Source organism: Gallaecimonas xiamenensis 3-C-1 (genome assembly GCF_000299915.1).
In the GTDB taxonomy this organism is placed as follows: domain Bacteria; phylum Pseudomonadota; class Gammaproteobacteria; order Enterobacterales; family Gallaecimonadaceae; genus Gallaecimonas; species Gallaecimonas xiamenensis.
Genome location: NZ_AMRI01000018.1, coordinates 1 through 17,240, shown reverse-complemented (window position 1 = coordinate 17,240; position 17,240 = coordinate 1). Strand labels below are relative to the sequence as shown.

Sequence of the window (17,240 nt, the reverse complement as noted above, 5' to 3'; positions counted from 1 at the left end):
AGGGGTGGCTATTTTTTTGAAAATCGTGGCTGTGTAAACAGCAGCCGTTTAAAACAGGCCAATCCCAACTGCGATCACGCGAGGTTCAAGGGATCACTATGCACGAAGGCACAATGCAGGCGTGGCTGGAATCGTCCCCCTTTGCGGGCGGCAACGCCAGCTACATCGAGGAGCTCTACGAGAGCTACCTGGAAGACCCGGGTTCGGTACCCGCCGAGTGGAAAGTCGAATTCGACAAGCTCCCCAAGGTCAAGGACGGCTCCCCCGAAGCCAATTTCAGTCAGATCCGCGAACAATTCCGGGTCATGGCTTCTCAACCCCGCCGCGTCACCGTTGCCGGTGATGGCGTCGACGCCAAGCAGGTCAAAGTCCTGCAACTCATCAACGCCTATCGTTTCCGTGGTCACCAGCACGCCAACCTCGACCCTCTGGGCCTGTGGCAGCAAGAGCGTGTTGCTGAGCTGGACCCGGCTTTCCACAGCCTGGACAGCTCCGACAACGACAAGACTTTCCATGTCGGCTCCCTGGCGGTCAAAGATGAGACCATGAAGCTGGGCGCGCTGGCAGACCTGCTGAAAAAGACCTACTGCGGCTCCATCGGCGCCGAGTACATGCATATCGTCAACACCGAAGAGAAGCGCTGGATCCAGTCCCGCGTTGAGGCTGTTGCCGGCAAGGGGTCTTTCAGCACCGAAGACAAAACCCGCATTCTCAATAGCCTGACGGCGGCAGAAGGCCTGGAAAAGTACCTGGGTGCCAAGTTCCCCGGTGCCAAGCGCTTCTCCCTGGAAGGTGGCGATGCCTTGATCCCCATGGTCAAGGAAATGATCCGCCGCGCCGGCGAGCAGGGCGTTAAAGAGTCCGTTATCGGTATGGCCCACCGTGGCCGCCTGAACATGCTGGTCAACGTCCTGGGTAAAAAGCCCCAAGACCTGTTTGACGAGTTCGCCGGTAAACACAAGGACACCCTGGGTAGCGGTGACGTGAAGTACCACATGGGCTTCAGCTCCGACTTCGCCACCCCGGGCGGCAATGTGCACCTGGCACTGGCCTTCAACCCGTCCCACCTGGAAATCGTCAACCCTGTGGTCATGGGCTCTGTCCGTGCCCGTATGGACCGCCGTGGCGACCAAGACGGTTCCAAAGTCCTGCCCATCACCGTCCATGGCGACTCCGCCATCGCCGGCCAAGGTGTGGTAGCCGAGACCTTCAACATGTCTCAGACCCGTGCCTACGGCGTGGGCGGCACCATCCGCATCGTGGTGAACAACCAGGTTGGTTTCACCACCTCCAAGCAGGAAGACACCCGTTCCACCCAGTACTGTACCGACATCGCCAAGATGGTGCAGGCGCCTATTTTCCACGTGAACGGTGACGATCCGGAAGCGGTGGTGTTCGTGTCCCAGCTGGCTGTGGATTATCGCAACACCTTCAAGCGTGACGTGGTTATCGACCTGGTGTGCTACCGCCGCCACGGCCACAACGAGGCCGACGAGCCCAATGCCACCCAGCCCTTGATGTACCAGAAGATCAAGAGCCACCCGACCCCGCGCGCTATCTACGCCGAGCGCCTGGCCGCTGAAGGCAGCGTCAATGCCGAGCAGGCCAAGGCCCTGTCTGACAACTACCGTGACCAGCTGGACAAAGGCGAGTGCGTGGTAGAGGAATGGCGTCCCATGAGCGAGCACAGCTCCGACTGGACCCCTTACCTCAACAAGCAGTTCGATGCCCAGTACAAGTCCGGCATCAGCACCGACAAGCTGGCCCAGCTGGGCACCACCCTGGCCACCATGCCGGCCGAGGTCAAGCTGCAGCGCCAGGTTGGTAAGATCTACGAAGATCGCCTGACCATGTCCAAGGGTGAGAAGGCCCTGGATTGGGGTATGGGCGAGACCCTGGCTTACGCCACCCTGCTGGATGAGGGCTACCATGTCCGCATCACAGGGCAAGACGTGGGCCGTGGCACCTTCTTCCACCGCCACGCCGTGGTCCATGACCAGACCACCGGCAACGAGTACCTGCCCCTTAAGCACCTTAAGGAAGAGCAGGGCACCCTGGACATCTACGACTCCGTACTGTCCGAAGAAGCGGTACTGGCTTTCGAATACGGCTACAGCTCTGCCGAGCCTAACGGCCTGTTCATCTGGGAAGCCCAGTTCGGTGACTTCGTCAACGGCGCCCAGGTGGTGATCGACCAGTTCCTGAGCTCTGGCGAGCAGAAATGGGGCCGCCTCTGTGGCCTGACCATGCTGCTGCCCCACGGCTACGAAGGCCAGGGCCCTGAGCACTCCAGCGCCCGTCTGGAGCGTTTCCTGCAGCTGTGCGCCGACGACAACATGCAGGTCTGCGTCCCCTCCACCCCGGCCCAGGTATTCCATATGCTGCGCCGCCAGGTGGTACGCCCGGTACGCCGCCCGCTGATCGTCATGTCGCCCAAGTCCCTGCTGCGCCACCCGCTGGCCGTCAGCAGCCTGGACGAACTGGCAGCCGAGAGCTTCCAGAACGTGATCGGCGAAGTGGACAGCCTGGATCCGAAGAAGGTCAAGAAAGTGGTGTTCTGCGCCGGCAAGGTCTATTACGATCTGCTTGACGCCCGCCGCAAGAACGAGATTTCGGACATCGCCATTGTCCGTGTCGAACAGCTCTATCCCTTCCCGGCCGACGAAGTGCAAAAAGTGCTGGCTCAGTACAGCCACGTCACTGAATTCGCCTGGTGTCAGGAAGAGCCCAAAAACCAGGGTGCCTGGTATTTCATCCAGCACGACATCCGCGAGGCCCTGCCGGCGGCTGCCAAGCTGGGTTATGCCGGCCGCAAGGCGTCTGCCGCTCCGGCCGTGGGCTATGCCTCTGTGCACGCCCAGCAGCAACAGGCGCTGGTCGCCGATGCGCTCAACCTCGAAGTAAAAGATTAAGGCAAAAGGAACAATAGAATGAGCATCGAAATCAAGGTACCCGTCCTGCCGGAATCTGTGGCGGACGCCACTATCGCCACCTGGCACAAGAAGCCCGGTGAAGCGGTATCTCGTGACGAGAACCTGGTTGACATCGAGACCGACAAAGTCGTTCTGGAAGTACCGGCCCCTGAAGACGGCGTGCTGGGTGAGATCCTGTTCGAAGAGGGTGCTACCGTCACCGCCGAGCAAGTGATCGCCATCCTCAAAGCCGGCGCTGCCCCTGCTGCCGCCCCGGCCGCTGCCGCCCCCAAGGCTGAAGCCGCCGCTCCTGCTGCCGCCAGCGACGAGTCCAACGACGCCCTGAGCCCCTCCGTACGCCGCGCCCTGGCCGAAAAAGGCCTGAGCCCCGACGGGATCAAAGGCACTGGCGTTGGTGGCCGCATCACCAAGGAAGATGTAGACAACTACATCAAGAACGGTGCTGCCAAGGCTGCTCCTGCCGCTGCCCCGGCCCCGGCCATGGCTGACCGCTCCGAGAAGCGTGTGCCCATGACCCGCCTGCGCAAGACCATTGCCAAGCGCCTGCTGGACGCCAAAAACAACACGGCCATGCTGACCACCTTCAACGAAGTCAACATGAAGCCGATCATGAGCCTGCGTAAGCAGTATCAAGAGATCTTCGAGAAGAAGCACGGCATCAAGCTGGGCTTCATGTCCTTCTACGTGAAGGCCGTAGTCGAAGCACTGAAGCGCTACCCCGATGTCAACGCCTCCATCGACGGCGACGATATCGTTTACCACAACTACTTCGACGTCAGCATCGCGGTTTCCACCCCCAAAGGCCTGGTTACCCCCGTGCTGCGCAATGCCGACCAGATGGGTCTGGCTGACATCGAAAAAGCGATCCGTGACCTGGCCATCAAGGCCCGTGACGGCAAGCTGTCCATCGAAGACATGACCGGTGGTAACTTCACCATCACCAACGGCGGTGTGTTCGGTTCCCTGATGTCCACCCCCATCATCAACCCGCCCCAAAGCGCTATCCTTGGCATGCACGCCATCAAGGATCGCCCCATGGCGGTGAACGGTCAGGTAGAGATCCTGCCGATGATGTACCTGGCCCTGTCTTACGACCACCGCATCGTCGATGGCCGTGAGTCCGTAGGCTTCCTGGTCACCATCAAGGACATGCTGGAAGATCCGACGCGTCTTCTGCTGGACGTTTAAGCTTTCAGGCAAAGGGGGGCCAAGGCCCCCCTAAATCTGGACGAAAGGGCCCTTGGCCCTTTTTGGGATGGTAGCCCCTAGCTGCCACAAACACGCAAAGAGACTGAGCATAATGAACTTGCACGAGTATCAGGCTAAGCAACTGCTCGCCGAGTACGGTCTGCCCGTATCCGAAGGTGTCGCGGTTGACAATCCTCAGGCCGCTGTAGAAGCCGCCTCCTCCATCGGTGGTAACCAGTGGGTTGTTAAATGTCAGGTTCACGCTGGTGGCCGCGGTAAAGCGGGCGGTGTGAAAGTCGTCGACTCTAAAGAGAAAGTCCGCGAGTTCGCCGAGCACTGGCTGGGCAAGAACCTGGTGACCTACCAGACCGACGAGAAAGGTCAGCCGATCAACAAGATCCTGGTTGAGTCCTGCACCGACATCGCCAAAGAACTGTACCTGGGTGCCGTTCTGGACCGCGCCAGCCGTCGCGTTGTGTTCATGGCTTCCACCGAAGGTGGCGTGGACATCGAGACCGTTGCTCACGAAACTCCTGAGAAGATCTTCAAGATGGCCCTCGACCCGCTGGTCGGCCCGCAGCCTTACCAAGGCCGTGAGCTGGCATTCAAGCTGGGCCTCGAAGGCGACCAAATCAAACAGTTCGTCAAGATCTACATGGGTCTGGGCCAGCTGTTCACCGATTACGATCTGGCCCTGCTGGAAATCAACCCGCTGGTCATCACCGACAAGGGCAACCTGCACTGCCTGGACGCCAAGATCAACATCGATTCCAACGCCATGTACCGTCAGCCCAAGCTGCGCGAAATGCACGATCCGTCTCAAGAAGACGCCCGTGAAGCCCGTGCTGCTCAGTGGGAACTGAACTACGTAGCCCTGGAAGGCAACATCGGCTGTATGGTTAACGGCGCTGGCCTGGCCATGGGTACCATGGACATCGTCAAGCTGCACGGCGGCCAACCTGCCAACTTCCTGGATGTAGGCGGCGGCGCCACCAAAGAGCGCGTATCCGAAGCCTTCAAAATCATCCTGTCTGACGACGCCGTTAAGGCCGTTCTGGTCAACATCTTCGGTGGTATCGTTCGCTGCGACATGATCGCCGAAGGTATCATCGGTGCCGTTGAAGAAGTGGGCGTTAAGGTACCTGTCGTGGTTCGCCTCGAAGGTAACAACGCTGAACTCGGTGCCAAGAAACTGGCCGAAAGCGGTCTGAACATCATTGCCGCCACCAGCCTGACTGACGCTGCCCAGCAGGTTGTTAAAGCTGCGGAGGGTAAATAATGAGCGTCCTGATTAATAAAGACACCAAAGTGATCTGCCAGGGTTTCACCGGCGGTCAAGGTACTTTCCACTCCGAACAAGCCATCGCCTACGGCACTCAGATGGTTGGCGGCGTGTCCCCGGGTAAAGGTGGCACCACCCACCTGGGCCTGCCGGTGTTCAACACCGTTCGCGAAGCCGTAGAAGCCACTGGCGCTACCGCTACCGTGATCTACGTTCCGGCTCCTTTCTGTAAAGACGCCATCCTCGAAGCCATCGACGCTGGTATCCAGCTGATCGTGACCATCACCGAAGGCATCCCGACCCTCGACATGCTGGACGTTAAAGTCAAGCTGGAAGAGACCGGTGTGCGCATGATCGGCCCGAACTGCCCCGGCGTTATCACTCCGGACGAGTGCAAGATCGGCATCATGCCTGGCCACATCCACAAAGCAGGTAAAGTGGGCATCGTTTCCCGCTCCGGCACCCTGACCTACGAAGCGGTCAAGCAGACCACTGACGAAGGTTTCGGCCAGTCCTCCTGCGTAGGTATCGGCGGCGACCCGATCCCTGGCTCCAACTTCATCGACATTCTGGAACTGTTCCAGAATGATCCGCAGACCGAAGCCATCGTTATGATCGGCGAGATCGGCGGTACTGCTGAAGAAGAAGCGGCTGCCTACATCAAGGCCAACGTCACCAAGCCTGTGGTTTCCTACATCGCTGGTGTAACTGCTCCTCCGGGCAAACGTATGGGCCACGCTGGCGCCATCATCTCCGGCGGTGCCGGTACTGCCGACGAGAAGTTCGCTGCCCTGGAAGACGCCGGTGTCAAAACCGTACGTTCCCTGGCCGACATCGGCAAAGCCCTGCGCGAAGTAACCGGCTGGTAAGCTCGGTTGTTTTTGCTAAAAAGCCGCCCTAGGGCGGCTTTTTTTATGGCAGCGTAAGGGCCTAGGCCCGCACCTGACTGGTAAAGAGCTTGCCGGCTTTGACCTGGTTGCGCCCGGCCAGCTTGGCCTCGTAAAGGGCGCTGTCGGCGCACTGGAACAATTCCCGCTGGCTGAGGCTGTTGTCGGGAATGACTGCCGCCACCCCCAGGCTCAGGGTCACCACCCCTTGGGCCGACAGGCAGTGGGGCAGGGCCAAGTCCTCCACCTGTTGGCGAATGCGCTCGGCAATGCGCATGCTCTCTTCCATGTAGACCCCGGTCAGTACCACCGCGAATTCCTCACCGCCGTAGCGGGCTACCAGGCTGCCCTGGCGGCGCACCGTCCTGGCCAGGGCCTTGGCCACCTTGACCAGGCAGTCGTCACCGGCCAGATGGCCGTAATGGTCGTTGTACTGCTTGAAGACGTCTATGTCGCAGATGATCACGGCGATGGGCTGGTGGCCGGCCTGGCACTGGCGCCAGCTTTGGAACATGAAGTGGTCGAAGTGGCGGCGGTTGGCCACCTTGGTCAGGCCGTCGAGGTTGCTCAGTTTGGCCAGGTTCTCGTTGTGGCTCAGCAGCAAGGCATTCTGGTCAGACAGTTGGTTTTGCAGCAAAAAGGCCAGACGGGCGGCTTTTTCCTGGTGGTAGCAGATCATCATGCCGACGATGTTGGCCCCCACGAAGAAGAACTGGTTGGCCACCAGGCCTTTGAGGCTGGGGTGGTTGACCCCCAGCTCCACCACCAAAAAGGCCAGCACCAACAGCCAGCCGCAGCAAGTAGCCACCACGAAGCGCAGCCGGGCAAAACCGTAGCCGAACATGAAGGCGAGGATCAGCCCCGCATAATAGAGGTAGGCGTCCTGAGCCGTGGTCAGGGTGGTCAGATAGATGACCCCAAGCCCCCCCAGTATCACCAAGAAGGCCAGTGACGCCTGGAAGTAGTGCATAAAGCTCTTGTGGTAGGACAGGGCCAGCACCACCAGGCCGGCCGGCAGGAAGACCCCGAAGCGGCACAGCCAGGCTTCCAGCAACCGGTTGGGGATCACCAACAGGTCGAGGATGGCAAACAAAGAGAAGTAGAGGATCCCAAAACCTATGGCGACCCGGGCTTGGCCCAGGGTGCTTTTAAAATAAGCTCGACGAAACGGCGCTTCCCAATCGGCCTGCTCTCCCTTGAAGGTAAGACTGAAAGGAGCCAGCATGGCGCCGAGGCGTTTTTTGGCCATGTCTTCTGCCTTAGTGTGTGCTGTCATGCCGCTACTCTGGTGCCTTGTTTGCGTCCTTGTAAGACAAGTGCTTATCGACGTCGTATCATGTGCCTCCAAAGATTCTCGGAGGACCTATGAACCAATATAGCCAAGGCGCCAATAAAGGGCTGATCCTTCTTGCCGTACTCCTTTGCGCTCTGCTGGGGGCCATCGGCGCCTGGCGTTGGCAGTTGGGGGAAGATTACGGTGTCTGGGTGTTGGGGATCTTCGCCGTCCTTGCCCTGCTATTTGCCTCTGCCATTAGCCGCAGCTGCATGTGGCTGGCTGCCGACGCCGAGGGCCTGACTCTCCATTACTGGTTCAGCAAGGCCCATATTTCCTGGCAGCAGGTGGAAACCCTGGGCCTGGTCTACCACCATATTTTCCCCTCTGTGGGCCTTTGCCTGACCGACGCCGGCCGCGACGCCTGGCCGGGGCGGGTTTATGACCGTGAGCGCATGGACGTGGACGTGGTGCTGCCCAGTTGGCTGGCCGCCCGGGCCGACCGGGTATTGGCTGAGCTGGAGCGCTGCCGGGCCGGGCAATAACCACTTGCCAGGGCGCGCCCCCTTCGGGGTACCATGGCCTGCAATTGATGAAAACGTGAAGTAAGGCAATGGATTTTACCCTGATCCCCGTCACCCCCTTCGCCCAGAACTGCACCCTGGTGTGGTGCAGCCAGACCAGGCAGGGGGCCCTTATCGATCCGGGCGGCGAGCCGGACAAGCTGCTGGCCAAGGCCCAGGAATTGGGTGTCACCATCAGCGCCATCTGGCTCACCCATGGCCACCTGGACCATGTGGGTGCCACAGGGGAGCTGAAAAATCGCCTTGGGGTGCCTGTCATCGGCCCTCACAAGGACGATGACTTCTGGCTGAGCCGTCTTGAGGACCAGGCCCGGATGTTCGGCTTTCCCGAGCCGGTGCCCTTTAGCCCCGACCGCTACCTGGAGCAGGGCGATATCCTGACCCTGGGGGAAGAAACCTTCGAGGTACTGCATTGCCCCGGCCATACCCCGGGCCACGTGGTGCTCTTTAATCCCAAGGCCCAGTGGGCCCAGGTGGGGGACGTGCTCTTTAAAGGCTCCATCGGCCGCACCGACTTTCCCATGGGCAACCATCAGCAGCTGCTGGACGCCATCCGTCACCGTCTCTTTCCTCTTGGGGACCAGGTGCGTTTCGTGCCCGGCCACGGCCCCATGTCTACCCTGGGTGAAGAGCGCCGCAGCAACCCCTTTGTGGCGGATCACCGCTTCGGTTGAGGACAACCTATGTCGACTGTATTGAATGAATTGCTGTCCCTGCTGGAACTGGAGCCGGTAGAAAAGGACATCTTCCGTGGCCAGAGCCAGGATCTGGGCTTTCCGGCCCTGTTTGGCGGCCAGGTGCTGGGCCAGGCCATGAGCGCCGCCCAGGCCACGGTAGAGCCGGGCCGCACGGCCCACTCCCTCCATGCCTATTTCCTGGAAGCGGGCGACGCCAAGAGCCCGGTGGTCTACCTGGTGGAAAACCTGCGCGACGGCGGCACCTTCTCCACCCGCCGCATCAAGGCGGTGCAGCACGGCCGCGCCATCTTCGCCCTGACCGCCTCCTTCCAGGTAGCCGAGGAAGGCTTTGAACACCAGGACGAGATGCCGGCGGTGCCGGGCCCGGAGGGGCTGAAAAGCGAGCGCGAGCTGGCCGAACCCCTGGCCGAACGCTTGCCCAAGAAGATCCTCGAAAATTTCCTGACCGAGATGCCCATCGAGATGCGCCCGGTGGTCTTTCACGACCCCACGGCGCCGACGGTAGCCGAGCCGGTACGCTACGTGTGGATGAAGGCCAATGGCCAGATGCCGGACGATCTGCGTATCCACCAGTACCTGCTGGCCTACGCCTCGGACTTCAACTTCCTGCCCACCTCCTTGCAGCCCCATGGCCGCTCCTACATGGACCCGAGCCTGCAGGTGGCGTCCATCGACCACGCCATGTGGTTCCACCGGGATTTTCGCATGGACGACTGGCTGCTGTACGTGGTCAAGAGCGCCAATGCCGGCGCCGGCCGAGGCCTGGTGCGCGGCCAGTTCTTCGACCGCCAGGGCCGCCTGGTGGCGTCCACCACCCAAGAAGGCCTTATTCGCCAGCGAAAGCCCCGTAACGGCTAAGGCTGTGGCAATAAAAAGGGCGCCCCGGGGCGCCCTTTTTTATTCGCTAAGGGGTTTAAGGCCCCTTGCCAGCCACCAGGCGGGCAGGCCAAGGGCCGCCATCAGCAGGAACACCAGGCCCCCCAGGCTATCGAACAGGGCTCCTGTCACCAGCATCATCGCCGCCACCGCCAGGCTCAGGGCCAGGGCCGAATAGAGGGCCTGGGTGCCCACCCCGTAATGACTGGGCAGCTCCTTGCTGATAAAGCGGATGGCCCCCAGGTGCGCCAGGGAGAAGGTAAAGCCGTGCAGGCTTTGCAGTATCACCAGTTGCCAAAGCTCGGTGGCAAAGGCGGTACCGGTCCAGCGCAGCAGCACGGCCCCGGCGGCCAGGCTCAGCAAGGTGGCGGCGCTTTGGTGGTTAAAGAGGCGCCGGGCAAAGAAGAACACCAGCACTTCCACCACCACACCCCAGCTCCACAGGGCGCCGCTGGTGGCGGCGCTGATGCCAAGCCGCTCCCAATGGATCACCGAAAAGCCGTAGTAGGCGGCGTGGCTGCCCTGGATGGCCATGATGATCAGCAAGAAGCGGCGCAGCATCGGTTCTTTCAGCAGCTGGGTCCAGGGCAGGGCAGGGCGGGCCTTGGGGCCGTCGGTGAGGGGCTCGGTCATGGCCGGCAGGGTGCCCACAAACATCAGCAGCTGGGTGGCCAGCAGGCACCACAGCACCGCCTGGCTGCCCCACAGGCCGGTGATATAGCCCATGGCGGTGGACATCAGCACGAAGGCCACCGACCCCCAGAGGCGGACCTTGCCGTAATCCATGCCGGTCTGGGCCACCATGCGGGTGGCCATGGCGTCGGAAATGGGCATCAGCGGCGAGTAGAGCAGGGAGCTGACCAGGGTCAGCCCCAGCAGCAGCGGCAGGCTTTGGGGCAGCAGGAAACCGGCAAAAGTCAGCAGGGTGGCCAGGGCCAACAGGCGGCTGGCCGGCATCAGCTGCTCGGAGCGTTTGATGCGGGTGGTGATAAAGAGCGACCCCAGGGCGCGGGTGCCCTGGGCCAGGCCCAAAATGATACCGATCAGGGCCGGGGTCAGTGACTGGCCCTTAAGCCACAATGACCAAAACGGCAGGTAAATACCCCATCCTAGGAAGAAATGCACATAAAACAGCGATAACCAAATTGACGGCCTGAGGGTCATAACCAGTTCCGGGAAAGGCGGGGTGGGCGATCTTGGCTGCTGATTTGCGCCGGGTCAAGGCGCCCTCGGCCAGTTGCTGCCATGCTCGATAAAAAAGAGGACCGCATTATGTACGACATGGTGACCTTGGGCTCGGCCACGGTGGATTTGTTTGCCGACACCGATTCGGAGCTGGTGCAGATTGAGACCCGTCATTCCCTGGAAAAACTCATCGCCTATCCCCTGGGGGGCAAGATCCTTATCAAGGATCTCAATGTCACCGTCGGCGGTGGCGGCACCAATAGCGCCGTGGCCTTTGCCCGCCAAGGTCTGAAAACCGCCTTTCTGGGCAAGGTAGGGGACGACGCCCAGGGCCAGCAGGTGCTGGACGAGTTGGCCAAGGAAGGAGTGGATTTTGTTGGGGCCAGGGGCGGCCAGACCGGGCTGTCGGTGATTTTGGACTCCATCCATGACGACAGGACCATATTGGCCTTCAAGGGCGCCTCCGACCACCTCAGCCTGGCCGAGGCCAACTTGCCCCCTAGCCGCTGGCTCTATTGCTCGGCCATGCTGGGCCAGAGCCTGGACACCATGAAGGCTCTGCTGGCCAAGACCCAGGCCAAGGTGGCCTTTAACCCGTCCAGCTACCTGGCCCGTCAGGGCTTGGCGGCGCTGGCGCCCATTTTGTCGGCGGTGGCGGTGCTGGTGCTGAACAAAGAAGAAAGCGCCATGCTGCTGGGGCTGGATGAGCACCAACAGCACAGCCTGGACCAACTGCTGGCCGCCCTTTACCAGGCCCTGCCCGGTAAAACCCTGGCCATTACCGACGGCGCCGAGGGCCTGTTGGCCACCGACGGCCAGGTGAAGGTGGTGGCCAAGCCGAGAGACGGCCTCGCCATAGTGGAGACCACAGGGGCAGGGGACGCCTGTGCCAGCGGCCTGGTGGCGGCCCTGGCCCGAGGCCAGGAGTTGGCGGATGCGGTCAGGGCCGGCATGCTCAACGCCGAGTCGGTGCTGGCCTTCAAGGGCGCCAAGAACCGCCTCTTGAGCCTCGCCGAGCTGCAGGCCCAGCTCAAACAAGACGACAGAGCCTTGTCCGTATCACCCTGGCCGGCACATTGACGACGAAAATGCCCTGGGTCACTGTAGGCGCCTAATAAACAAGGAGCCGTGACATGAAACTCTTTTACCTGCCTGGGGCCTGCTCTCTTGGGATCCATGCCCTGTTGGAAACACTGGGGGTGCCCTTTAGCCTGGAAAAGGCCGACCTGGGCTCGCAGGCTTTCGCCAAGGTAAACCCAGCCAAGGCCGTGCCAGCCCTGGTGCTGGACTCCGGCCAGGTACTGACTCAGGGCCCGGCCATTATGCAGTACCTAGCTGACCGTTTTCCCGAGCAGCAATTGGGCAAGGCGGCCTCCTTGGAAGTGCAGGCCGGGCTTCAGGCTTGGCTGGCCTTTGCCAGCAGCGATTTCCACGGCGCCTTCAAACCCCTTTTCGGTGCCCAGCGTTTCACCCTACAGACCGACGACCCCAGCCTGGCGGCTGTCCAGGAGGCTGCCAAGGCCAAGGTCGAGCAGCTGCTGGTGCAACTGGAAACCGTGCTGGCCGGTAAGGACTTCCTGGCCGAAGGGCGTTTGACCATTGCCGATCTCTATCTCTTTCCCATGCTCAGATGGGCCAAGGCCAAGGTGGGCCTGGAACAGGTGCCGGCAGTGGCGGCTTACCTTGCGCGGATGCTGGCCTTGCCGGCGGTGCAGCGGGCCATGGCCAGCGAAGGCCTGCAATAAAAACAAACCCGGCCATGGCCGGGTTTGTTTTTATTTGGGCTGGGCGTCCAGGCTCTGGCCGTTAACGTCCTTGCTGTCCGGCCCCATCAGGTACAGATAAAGGGGCATCAGATCGGCCGGGGTTTTCAGGGTTTGTGGGTCTTCACCCGGAAAGGCCTTGGCGCGCATGGAGGTGCGGGTGCCGCCGGGGTTGATGCAGTTGACCCGCAGCGGGCCCTTGCTGTGCTCGTCGGCCAGTACCTGCATCATGCCTTCGGTGGCAAATTTTGACACCGCATAGGCGCCCCAGTAGGCCCGGCCTTTTTTGCCCACCCCAGAACTGGTGAAGATAAGGCGCCCGTCCGGGGCGGCCTTGAGTAGGGGCAGCAGCGCCCTGGTCATGCGAAAGGTGGCGTCGACGTTGATTTTCATCACCTTGTCCCAGGTGCTGTCGTCTATGGTCTCAAAGGGACTCAGCACCCCCAGCTCACCGGCATTCATCAAGACCCCGTCCAGGCGCCCAAACTGGTTGTCGATGGTGGCGGCCATGTCCCGGTAATGCTGGTCGGTGGCCCCCAGCATATCCAGGGGGATAATGGCCGCCTGGGGGTAGCCGGCTGCTGCTATCTCGTCGTAGAGGGTTTCGAGCTTGGCCACATTGCGGCCCAGCAGAATAAGGGTGGCGCCGTGGCGGGCATAGTGCAGCGCCGCTTCACGGCCTATGCCGGTGCTGGCGCCGGTGACCAGAATGACGCGACCTGCAAGCAGAGAAAGGGGGGGCTGGTAATCGAGCATTGGCTATCCCATTTGACGGTCTGTGGCCAGTCTACCTCAGCGGCTTTAGAAGCCAAAGTCATGGCAACTGAGAGATTTTTCAGGAAATATTTGTAAAAAGTCCGACCAGTACGATAACGTAATCAGTCGATGGTCAACTTAATAAAAATAACCATTTTTGGGGAGAATCATGGATAAGAAAATCATCAGTATCGCTGTGCTGGCCGCACTTGGCCTGAGTGCCTGTGGTGGCAGCGACAACTACAAAGAGCAGCAAAACAACACGGACCCGGCAGTCCCCACCGCAAGGATCGCCTTTGATCCCAGCAATGGTGTCCTGCCCATCCCGAACGACATTCTCAAATCCGGCACCACTGACGGCACCCTGAACATTCCGGATGTCGCCGACGAAGGCTCGCCCTACGACCCCTATGCCGTACTGTCCGGCCTGGACGGCTGGTCTGTCAGTACCCCCTTCACCATTGACTTGTCTCTGCCCGAAGGCGTGACCCTCAATGCCGAGTCCGTGCAGCAGCCGGGCGCCGTGGTGTTGCTGGAAGTGACCGCCGGTGGTGGCAGTGACGAAGAGTGCGCCGCCGATTCTGCCGTCAACGCCTGTAACCTGGTTACCGCCTTGACCTTCGGCAGCGACTACGTGGCCCAGGTCTCCGGCGACTCCATCGCCGTTGTGCCCCTTAAGCCGCTGAAAGCCAAGACCTCTTACGTGGTGGCCACCACCAGCATGGTAACCGACTCCATGGGTCGCTCCGTGCTGGGGTCCTCCACCTACAACCTGCTCAAGCAGGACCTGAGCACCGCCCCCCTGGGAACCGACCAGCAAAAACTGCTGCAAGGCGCGGTGAACTCCTATGAGAACGTGCTGGCCGAGGCCGGTGTGGACAAGGACAGCGTCACCTATTCCGGCCTGTTTACCACCCAGAGCACTGCCGACACCCTCAACTACGCCAAACTGGTGTTGATGCAGACCCTGCAAGCTGGCCAGCTCCAGCTTTCTGCCCTGACCGACACCGGTTATACCGCTGCCGACGCCCTGGGCCTGGATGGCTCCACTACTGCCGGCCAGCTGGCCAGCGGCGCTGAGGTATATAGCGCCACCCTGACCCTGCCGTACTTCCTGGATAAGCCTGCCGCAACTGATTTTGCCAGCGGTGATTGTAATATCGCCACCGGCGACCTGACCCAGTGCGACAAGCTCTCTTCCCGCTGGATAGCGTCCGGCGACAGCCCGGCCGCCGTGCTGCTGGCCCTGCAAAGCGGCGCCCTGAGCCAGGCGAGCTTTGCCGAGCAGGCGGTCAATCAGGGTATCGATCCCCAGGCGGCGCTGGCCAACAACGCCCTGTTGATCGGTGCAAGCTTTACCAATGACGCCGGTGAAGATATTGACCCGTACCAATTCATCACCCAGTACAACCCGGTGCCCCAGGTCCGCTCTCTCAAGACCATCGACGTGCTGGTGACCCTGCCTATTCCCAGCACCGTGAATGTCTTGCGCAGCAACCTGGGCATGCAAGGCACCATTGCCAAAGGCGCTGCCGGCTGGCCCACCACCATCTATGGTCACGGCATCACTAACTACAAGGAGACCGGCCTGGCCATGGCCGGCACCCTGGCCCTCAATGGCCAGGCGATGATCGCCATCGATCTGCCGCTGCACGGCAAACGTGGCCTGGATCTGACCGGTGACGGTGCTTCAAACCTCAACGCCGGCGACAACGTGGGTATCTACACCAACCTGGCCAGCCTTGGCACAGTGCGCGACAACCTGCGTGAAAGCGTCATCGACCAGCTGTCCCTGCGCGCCGCCATTACCGCCCAGAACCTTGGCGGCGGCACCACCCTGGACGGCACCAATGTCAGCTACGTGGGTGTATCCATGGGCTCTATCGTCGGTTCCGAGGCGGTAGCTGTGGGTAACACCGAAACCAAAGACCCGCTCACCGGCAACGATTACTCCGCTTTCTTCAGCTTCAAGACGGCGGCCCTGTCTGTACCGGGTGCCGGCGTAGCGGGTATCTTTGCCTACTCACCGACCTTTAGCAGCACCGTTGCCACCGGCCTGCAAGCCTCTGCCACCTTCCAGGCGGCCCTGGCGGCAGCCAACCCCAACAACCTGCAGCCTGGCGATGCCGGCTACGAGCAACTGGTGGCGGCGGTTTACGCCCAGTTCCTGCCCACCTTTCTGTTCGCCGCCCAGACCATCGTCGATTCCGCCGACCCCATCGCCTACGGGGCTACCCTGACCGGCAACACTGCCGTGCTGGTACACGAAGTGGTGGGTGACGGCACTGCCGGCAGTGGAGACCAGGTGATCCCCAACTCCAACGCTGCCTTCGGTGCGCCCCTGTCCGGTACTGAACCGTTGATCGCCGCCATGGGTCTGACCCCCATCACCGCTTCTGTCACCAGCAGCGACGGTGCCCAGGTCAGCGGTGTGGCGCGCTTTAACGCCGGTTCCCACGGCTCCTTGCTGGACCCCACTGCCAGCCCTGCCGTGACCACCGAGATGCAATACCAGGTGGCCAGCTTCCTGGCCAGCCAGGGTCTGAGCATCCAGGTGCAAAACGCTTCTGTGCTGATCGGCGCCGAATAAGCCTTGAGGGAACCCTCGGGGACCCCTTAGGGCAATGAAAAACACCCGGCCACTGGCCGGGTGTTTTGTTTTACACTCAAGCCTTTAACGTCATGGAGTAGCGACATTGGACTTTCTTAGCGACTACGGTCTTTTCCTGGCCAAGACCCTGACTTTGGTGCTGGCCCTGGTGTTGGTGCTGGTGGTGGTCTCGGCCCTGTCGATGCGCAAGCAGCGCCAAAAAGGTGAGCTGACGGTGACCGATCTGGGCCAGCGCCTGAAAAGCTACGGCCACAAGCTGCAAGCCGAGCTGTTGGACAAGAAGGCCCTCAAGGCCAAAGCCAAGGCCGAGAAAAAGCAGAAGGACGAGCAGGGCAAACCCAACCTGTTCGTGCTGGACTTTAACGGCTCCATGGACGCCCACGAAGTGGACGCCCTGCGTGAGGAAGTGACGGCGGTATTGGCGGTGGCCTCCAGCACCGACCAGGTGCTGCTGCGCCTGGAATCTCCCGGCGGCGTGGTCCATGGTTATGGCCTGGCGGCCTCGCAACTGGCCAGGGTCCGGGATGCCGGTGTGCCCCTGACGGTGGCGGTGGACAAGGTGGCGGCCAGCGGCGGCTACATGATGGCCTGTGTGGCCGACCGCATCCTGGCGGCGCCTTTTGCCATGCTGGGGTCCATCGGCGTTATTGCCGGTATCCCTAACTTTCATAAAGTGCTGAAAAAGCACGATATAGACTACGAGCAGCACACCGCAGGCAAGTTCAAGCGCACCCTCTCGGTGTTGGGGGAAAACTCCGAGGAAGGGCGTGAAAAGTTCGTGGCCGATCTCAATGTCATTCACGGGCATTTTCGTAACCATGTGGGTCACTACCGGCCGGCTTTGGCCCTGGACGACGTGGCCACAGGGGAAGTGTGGCTGGGTGTCGACGCCCTGGAAAAAGGCCTGGTGGACGGGATCAGTACCTCCGACAGCTACCTGACCGAGCGACTCGACAGTCATAAGATCCTGGCGGTCAAATTCCAGCTGCGCCGCAAACTGGGTGAAAAGGTAGGCCTGGCCTTTCGCTGCCTGCTGACCCGCCTTGGGATTTAACGCCTTGTCTCTAGTACCAAAGTAGGCTGGTACCCGGCGTCAGGCTGGGGCTAGCATGGACCCAAATCTCATAAGGAGCCTGTGATGTCTGGGTTTAACAAGATAGTCCACAGCTATGACGAGGCCCTGGCGGGCATCGACAGCAACATG

At 61.2% G+C, this 17,240-nt stretch carries 14 protein-coding genes; 11 read left to right on the top strand and 3 right to left on the bottom strand.

Annotation, left to right across the window (positions count from 1 at the left end; all coding sequences use genetic code 11):
- Positions 1 to 98: 98 nt before the first annotated feature.
- The 4 genes from B3C1_RS12805 (at position 99) to sucD (ending at position 6,272) form a co-directional block, all read left to right on the top strand.
- The gene (locus tag B3C1_RS12805; RefSeq protein ID WP_008485302.1) at positions 99 to 2,912 is read left to right on the top strand and encodes a 2-oxoglutarate dehydrogenase E1 component; all 2,814 of its coding nucleotides are present in this window, start codon (positions 99 to 101) and stop codon (positions 2,910 to 2,912) included.
- 18 nt (positions 2,913 to 2,930) lie between these two features.
- Complete coding sequence (odhB, locus tag B3C1_RS12800) at positions 2,931 to 4,121, top strand: 2-oxoglutarate dehydrogenase complex dihydrolipoyllysine-residue succinyltransferase (protein WP_008485301.1); 1,191 nt, start codon at positions 2,931 to 2,933, stop codon at positions 4,119 to 4,121.
- Positions 4,122 to 4,233: 112 nt separating this feature from the next.
- On the top strand, positions 4,234 to 5,400 hold the full coding sequence (gene sucC / locus B3C1_RS12795; protein ID WP_008485300.1) for an ADP-forming succinate--CoA ligase subunit beta: 1,167 nt from the start codon (positions 4,234 to 4,236) through the stop codon (positions 5,398 to 5,400).
- Positions 5,400 to 6,272 carry a succinate--CoA ligase subunit alpha gene (gene sucD / locus B3C1_RS12790; protein WP_008485299.1) on the top strand — a complete coding sequence of 291 codons (873 nt, stop codon included), beginning with the start codon at positions 5,400 to 5,402 and terminating at the stop codon, positions 6,270 to 6,272. Before sucC ends, sucD begins: the two co-directional genes overlap by 1 nt.
- A gap of 61 nt (positions 6,273 to 6,333) precedes the next feature.
- Here the strand turns inward: sucD and B3C1_RS19445 are convergent, their stop codons facing one another.
- Positions 6,334 to 7,566: a GGDEF domain-containing protein gene (locus tag B3C1_RS19445; protein ID WP_083858333.1), complete on the bottom strand. Its 1,233-nt coding sequence runs from the start codon at positions 7,564 to 7,566 to the stop codon at positions 6,334 to 6,336.
- 89 nt (positions 7,567 to 7,655) lie between these two features.
- Here B3C1_RS19445 and B3C1_RS12780 point away from each other — a divergent pair, with 89 nt between their 5' ends.
- The 3 genes from B3C1_RS12780 (at position 7,656) to tesB (ending at position 9,703) form a co-directional block, all read left to right on the top strand.
- Complete coding sequence (locus tag B3C1_RS12780; protein WP_008485297.1) at positions 7,656 to 8,108, top strand: hypothetical protein; 453 nt, start codon at positions 7,656 to 7,658, stop codon at positions 8,106 to 8,108.
- Positions 8,109 to 8,176: 68 nt separating this feature from the next.
- Entirely contained in the window at positions 8,177 to 8,821 is a 645-nt protein-coding gene (locus B3C1_RS12775) for an MBL fold metallo-hydrolase (protein WP_008485296.1), read from the top strand.
- A 9-nt stretch (positions 8,822 to 8,830) separates the two neighbouring features.
- Complete coding sequence (gene tesB, locus B3C1_RS12770; protein WP_035482100.1) at positions 8,831 to 9,703, top strand: acyl-CoA thioesterase II; 873 nt, start codon at positions 8,831 to 8,833, stop codon at positions 9,701 to 9,703.
- 39 nt (positions 9,704 to 9,742) lie between these two features.
- On the opposite strand, the gene B3C1_RS12765 is transcribed toward tesB, so the two are convergent.
- Complete coding sequence (locus tag B3C1_RS12765) at positions 9,743 to 10,885, bottom strand: 3-phenylpropionate MFS transporter (protein WP_035482098.1); 1,143 nt, start codon at positions 10,883 to 10,885, stop codon at positions 9,743 to 9,745.
- A gap of 108 nt (positions 10,886 to 10,993) precedes the next feature.
- Between B3C1_RS12765 and B3C1_RS12760 the strand changes: the two genes are divergently transcribed.
- Together B3C1_RS12760 and B3C1_RS12755 are read left to right on the top strand one after the other, a co-directional pair.
- Entirely contained in the window at positions 10,994 to 11,986 is a 993-nt protein-coding gene (locus tag B3C1_RS12760; protein WP_237750995.1) for a carbohydrate kinase family protein, read from the top strand.
- Between the two features lie 53 nt (positions 11,987 to 12,039).
- Positions 12,040 to 12,651 carry a glutathione binding-like protein gene (locus B3C1_RS12755; protein WP_008485290.1) on the top strand — a complete coding sequence of 204 codons (612 nt, stop codon included), beginning with the start codon at positions 12,040 to 12,042 and terminating at the stop codon, positions 12,649 to 12,651.
- Positions 12,652 to 12,681: 30 nt separating this feature from the next.
- On the opposite strand, the gene B3C1_RS12750 is transcribed toward B3C1_RS12755, so the two are convergent.
- Positions 12,682 to 13,425, bottom strand: coding sequence for a YciK family oxidoreductase (locus tag B3C1_RS12750; RefSeq protein WP_008485289.1), 744 nt, complete (start codon positions 13,423 to 13,425; stop codon positions 12,682 to 12,684).
- Positions 13,426 to 13,594: 169 nt separating this feature from the next.
- On the opposite strand from B3C1_RS12750, the gene B3C1_RS12745 reads away from it, so the two are divergent.
- The gene (locus B3C1_RS12745) at positions 13,595 to 16,015 is read left to right on the top strand and encodes a VolA/Pla-1 family phospholipase (protein WP_008485288.1); all 2,421 of its coding nucleotides are present in this window, start codon (positions 13,595 to 13,597) and stop codon (positions 16,013 to 16,015) included.
- Between the two features lie 106 nt (positions 16,016 to 16,121).
- Complete coding sequence (sohB, locus tag B3C1_RS12740) at positions 16,122 to 17,090, top strand: protease SohB (protein WP_008485287.1); 969 nt, start codon at positions 16,122 to 16,124, stop codon at positions 17,088 to 17,090.
- Positions 17,091 to 17,240 lie beyond the last annotated feature (150 nt).

What these genes read in the sequence shown, in the direction of transcription:
- B3C1_RS12750 (WP_008485289.1), bottom strand. Translation starts at nt 13,425, where the DNA reads ATGCTCGATTACCAGCCCCCCCTTTCTCTGCTTGCAGGTCGCGTCATT.
- B3C1_RS12745 (WP_008485288.1), top strand. Translation starts at nt 13,595, where the DNA reads ATGGATAAGAAAATCATCAGTATCGCTGTGCTGGCCGCACTTGGCCTG.
- sucC (WP_008485300.1), top strand. Translation starts at nt 4,234, where the DNA reads ATGAACTTGCACGAGTATCAGGCTAAGCAACTGCTCGCCGAGTACGGT.
- B3C1_RS12760 (WP_237750995.1), top strand. Translation starts at nt 10,994, where the DNA reads ATGTACGACATGGTGACCTTGGGCTCGGCCACGGTGGATTTGTTTGCC.
- odhB (WP_008485301.1), top strand. Translation starts at nt 2,931, where the DNA reads ATGAGCATCGAAATCAAGGTACCCGTCCTGCCGGAATCTGTGGCGGAC.
- B3C1_RS12805 (WP_008485302.1), top strand. Translation starts at nt 99, where the DNA reads ATGCACGAAGGCACAATGCAGGCGTGGCTGGAATCGTCCCCCTTTGCG.
- sucD (WP_008485299.1), top strand. Translation starts at nt 5,400, where the DNA reads ATGAGCGTCCTGATTAATAAAGACACCAAAGTGATCTGCCAGGGTTTC.
- B3C1_RS12780 (WP_008485297.1), top strand. Translation starts at nt 7,656, where the DNA reads ATGAACCAATATAGCCAAGGCGCCAATAAAGGGCTGATCCTTCTTGCC.
- B3C1_RS12775 (WP_008485296.1), top strand. Translation starts at nt 8,177, where the DNA reads ATGGATTTTACCCTGATCCCCGTCACCCCCTTCGCCCAGAACTGCACC.
- tesB (WP_035482100.1), top strand. Translation starts at nt 8,831, where the DNA reads ATGTCGACTGTATTGAATGAATTGCTGTCCCTGCTGGAACTGGAGCCG.
- B3C1_RS12755 (WP_008485290.1), top strand. Translation starts at nt 12,040, where the DNA reads ATGAAACTCTTTTACCTGCCTGGGGCCTGCTCTCTTGGGATCCATGCC.
- B3C1_RS12765 (WP_035482098.1), bottom strand. Translation starts at nt 10,885, where the DNA reads ATGACCCTCAGGCCGTCAATTTGGTTATCGCTGTTTTATGTGCATTTC.
- B3C1_RS19445 (WP_083858333.1), bottom strand. Translation starts at nt 7,566, where the DNA reads ATGACAGCACACACTAAGGCAGAAGACATGGCCAAAAAACGCCTCGGC.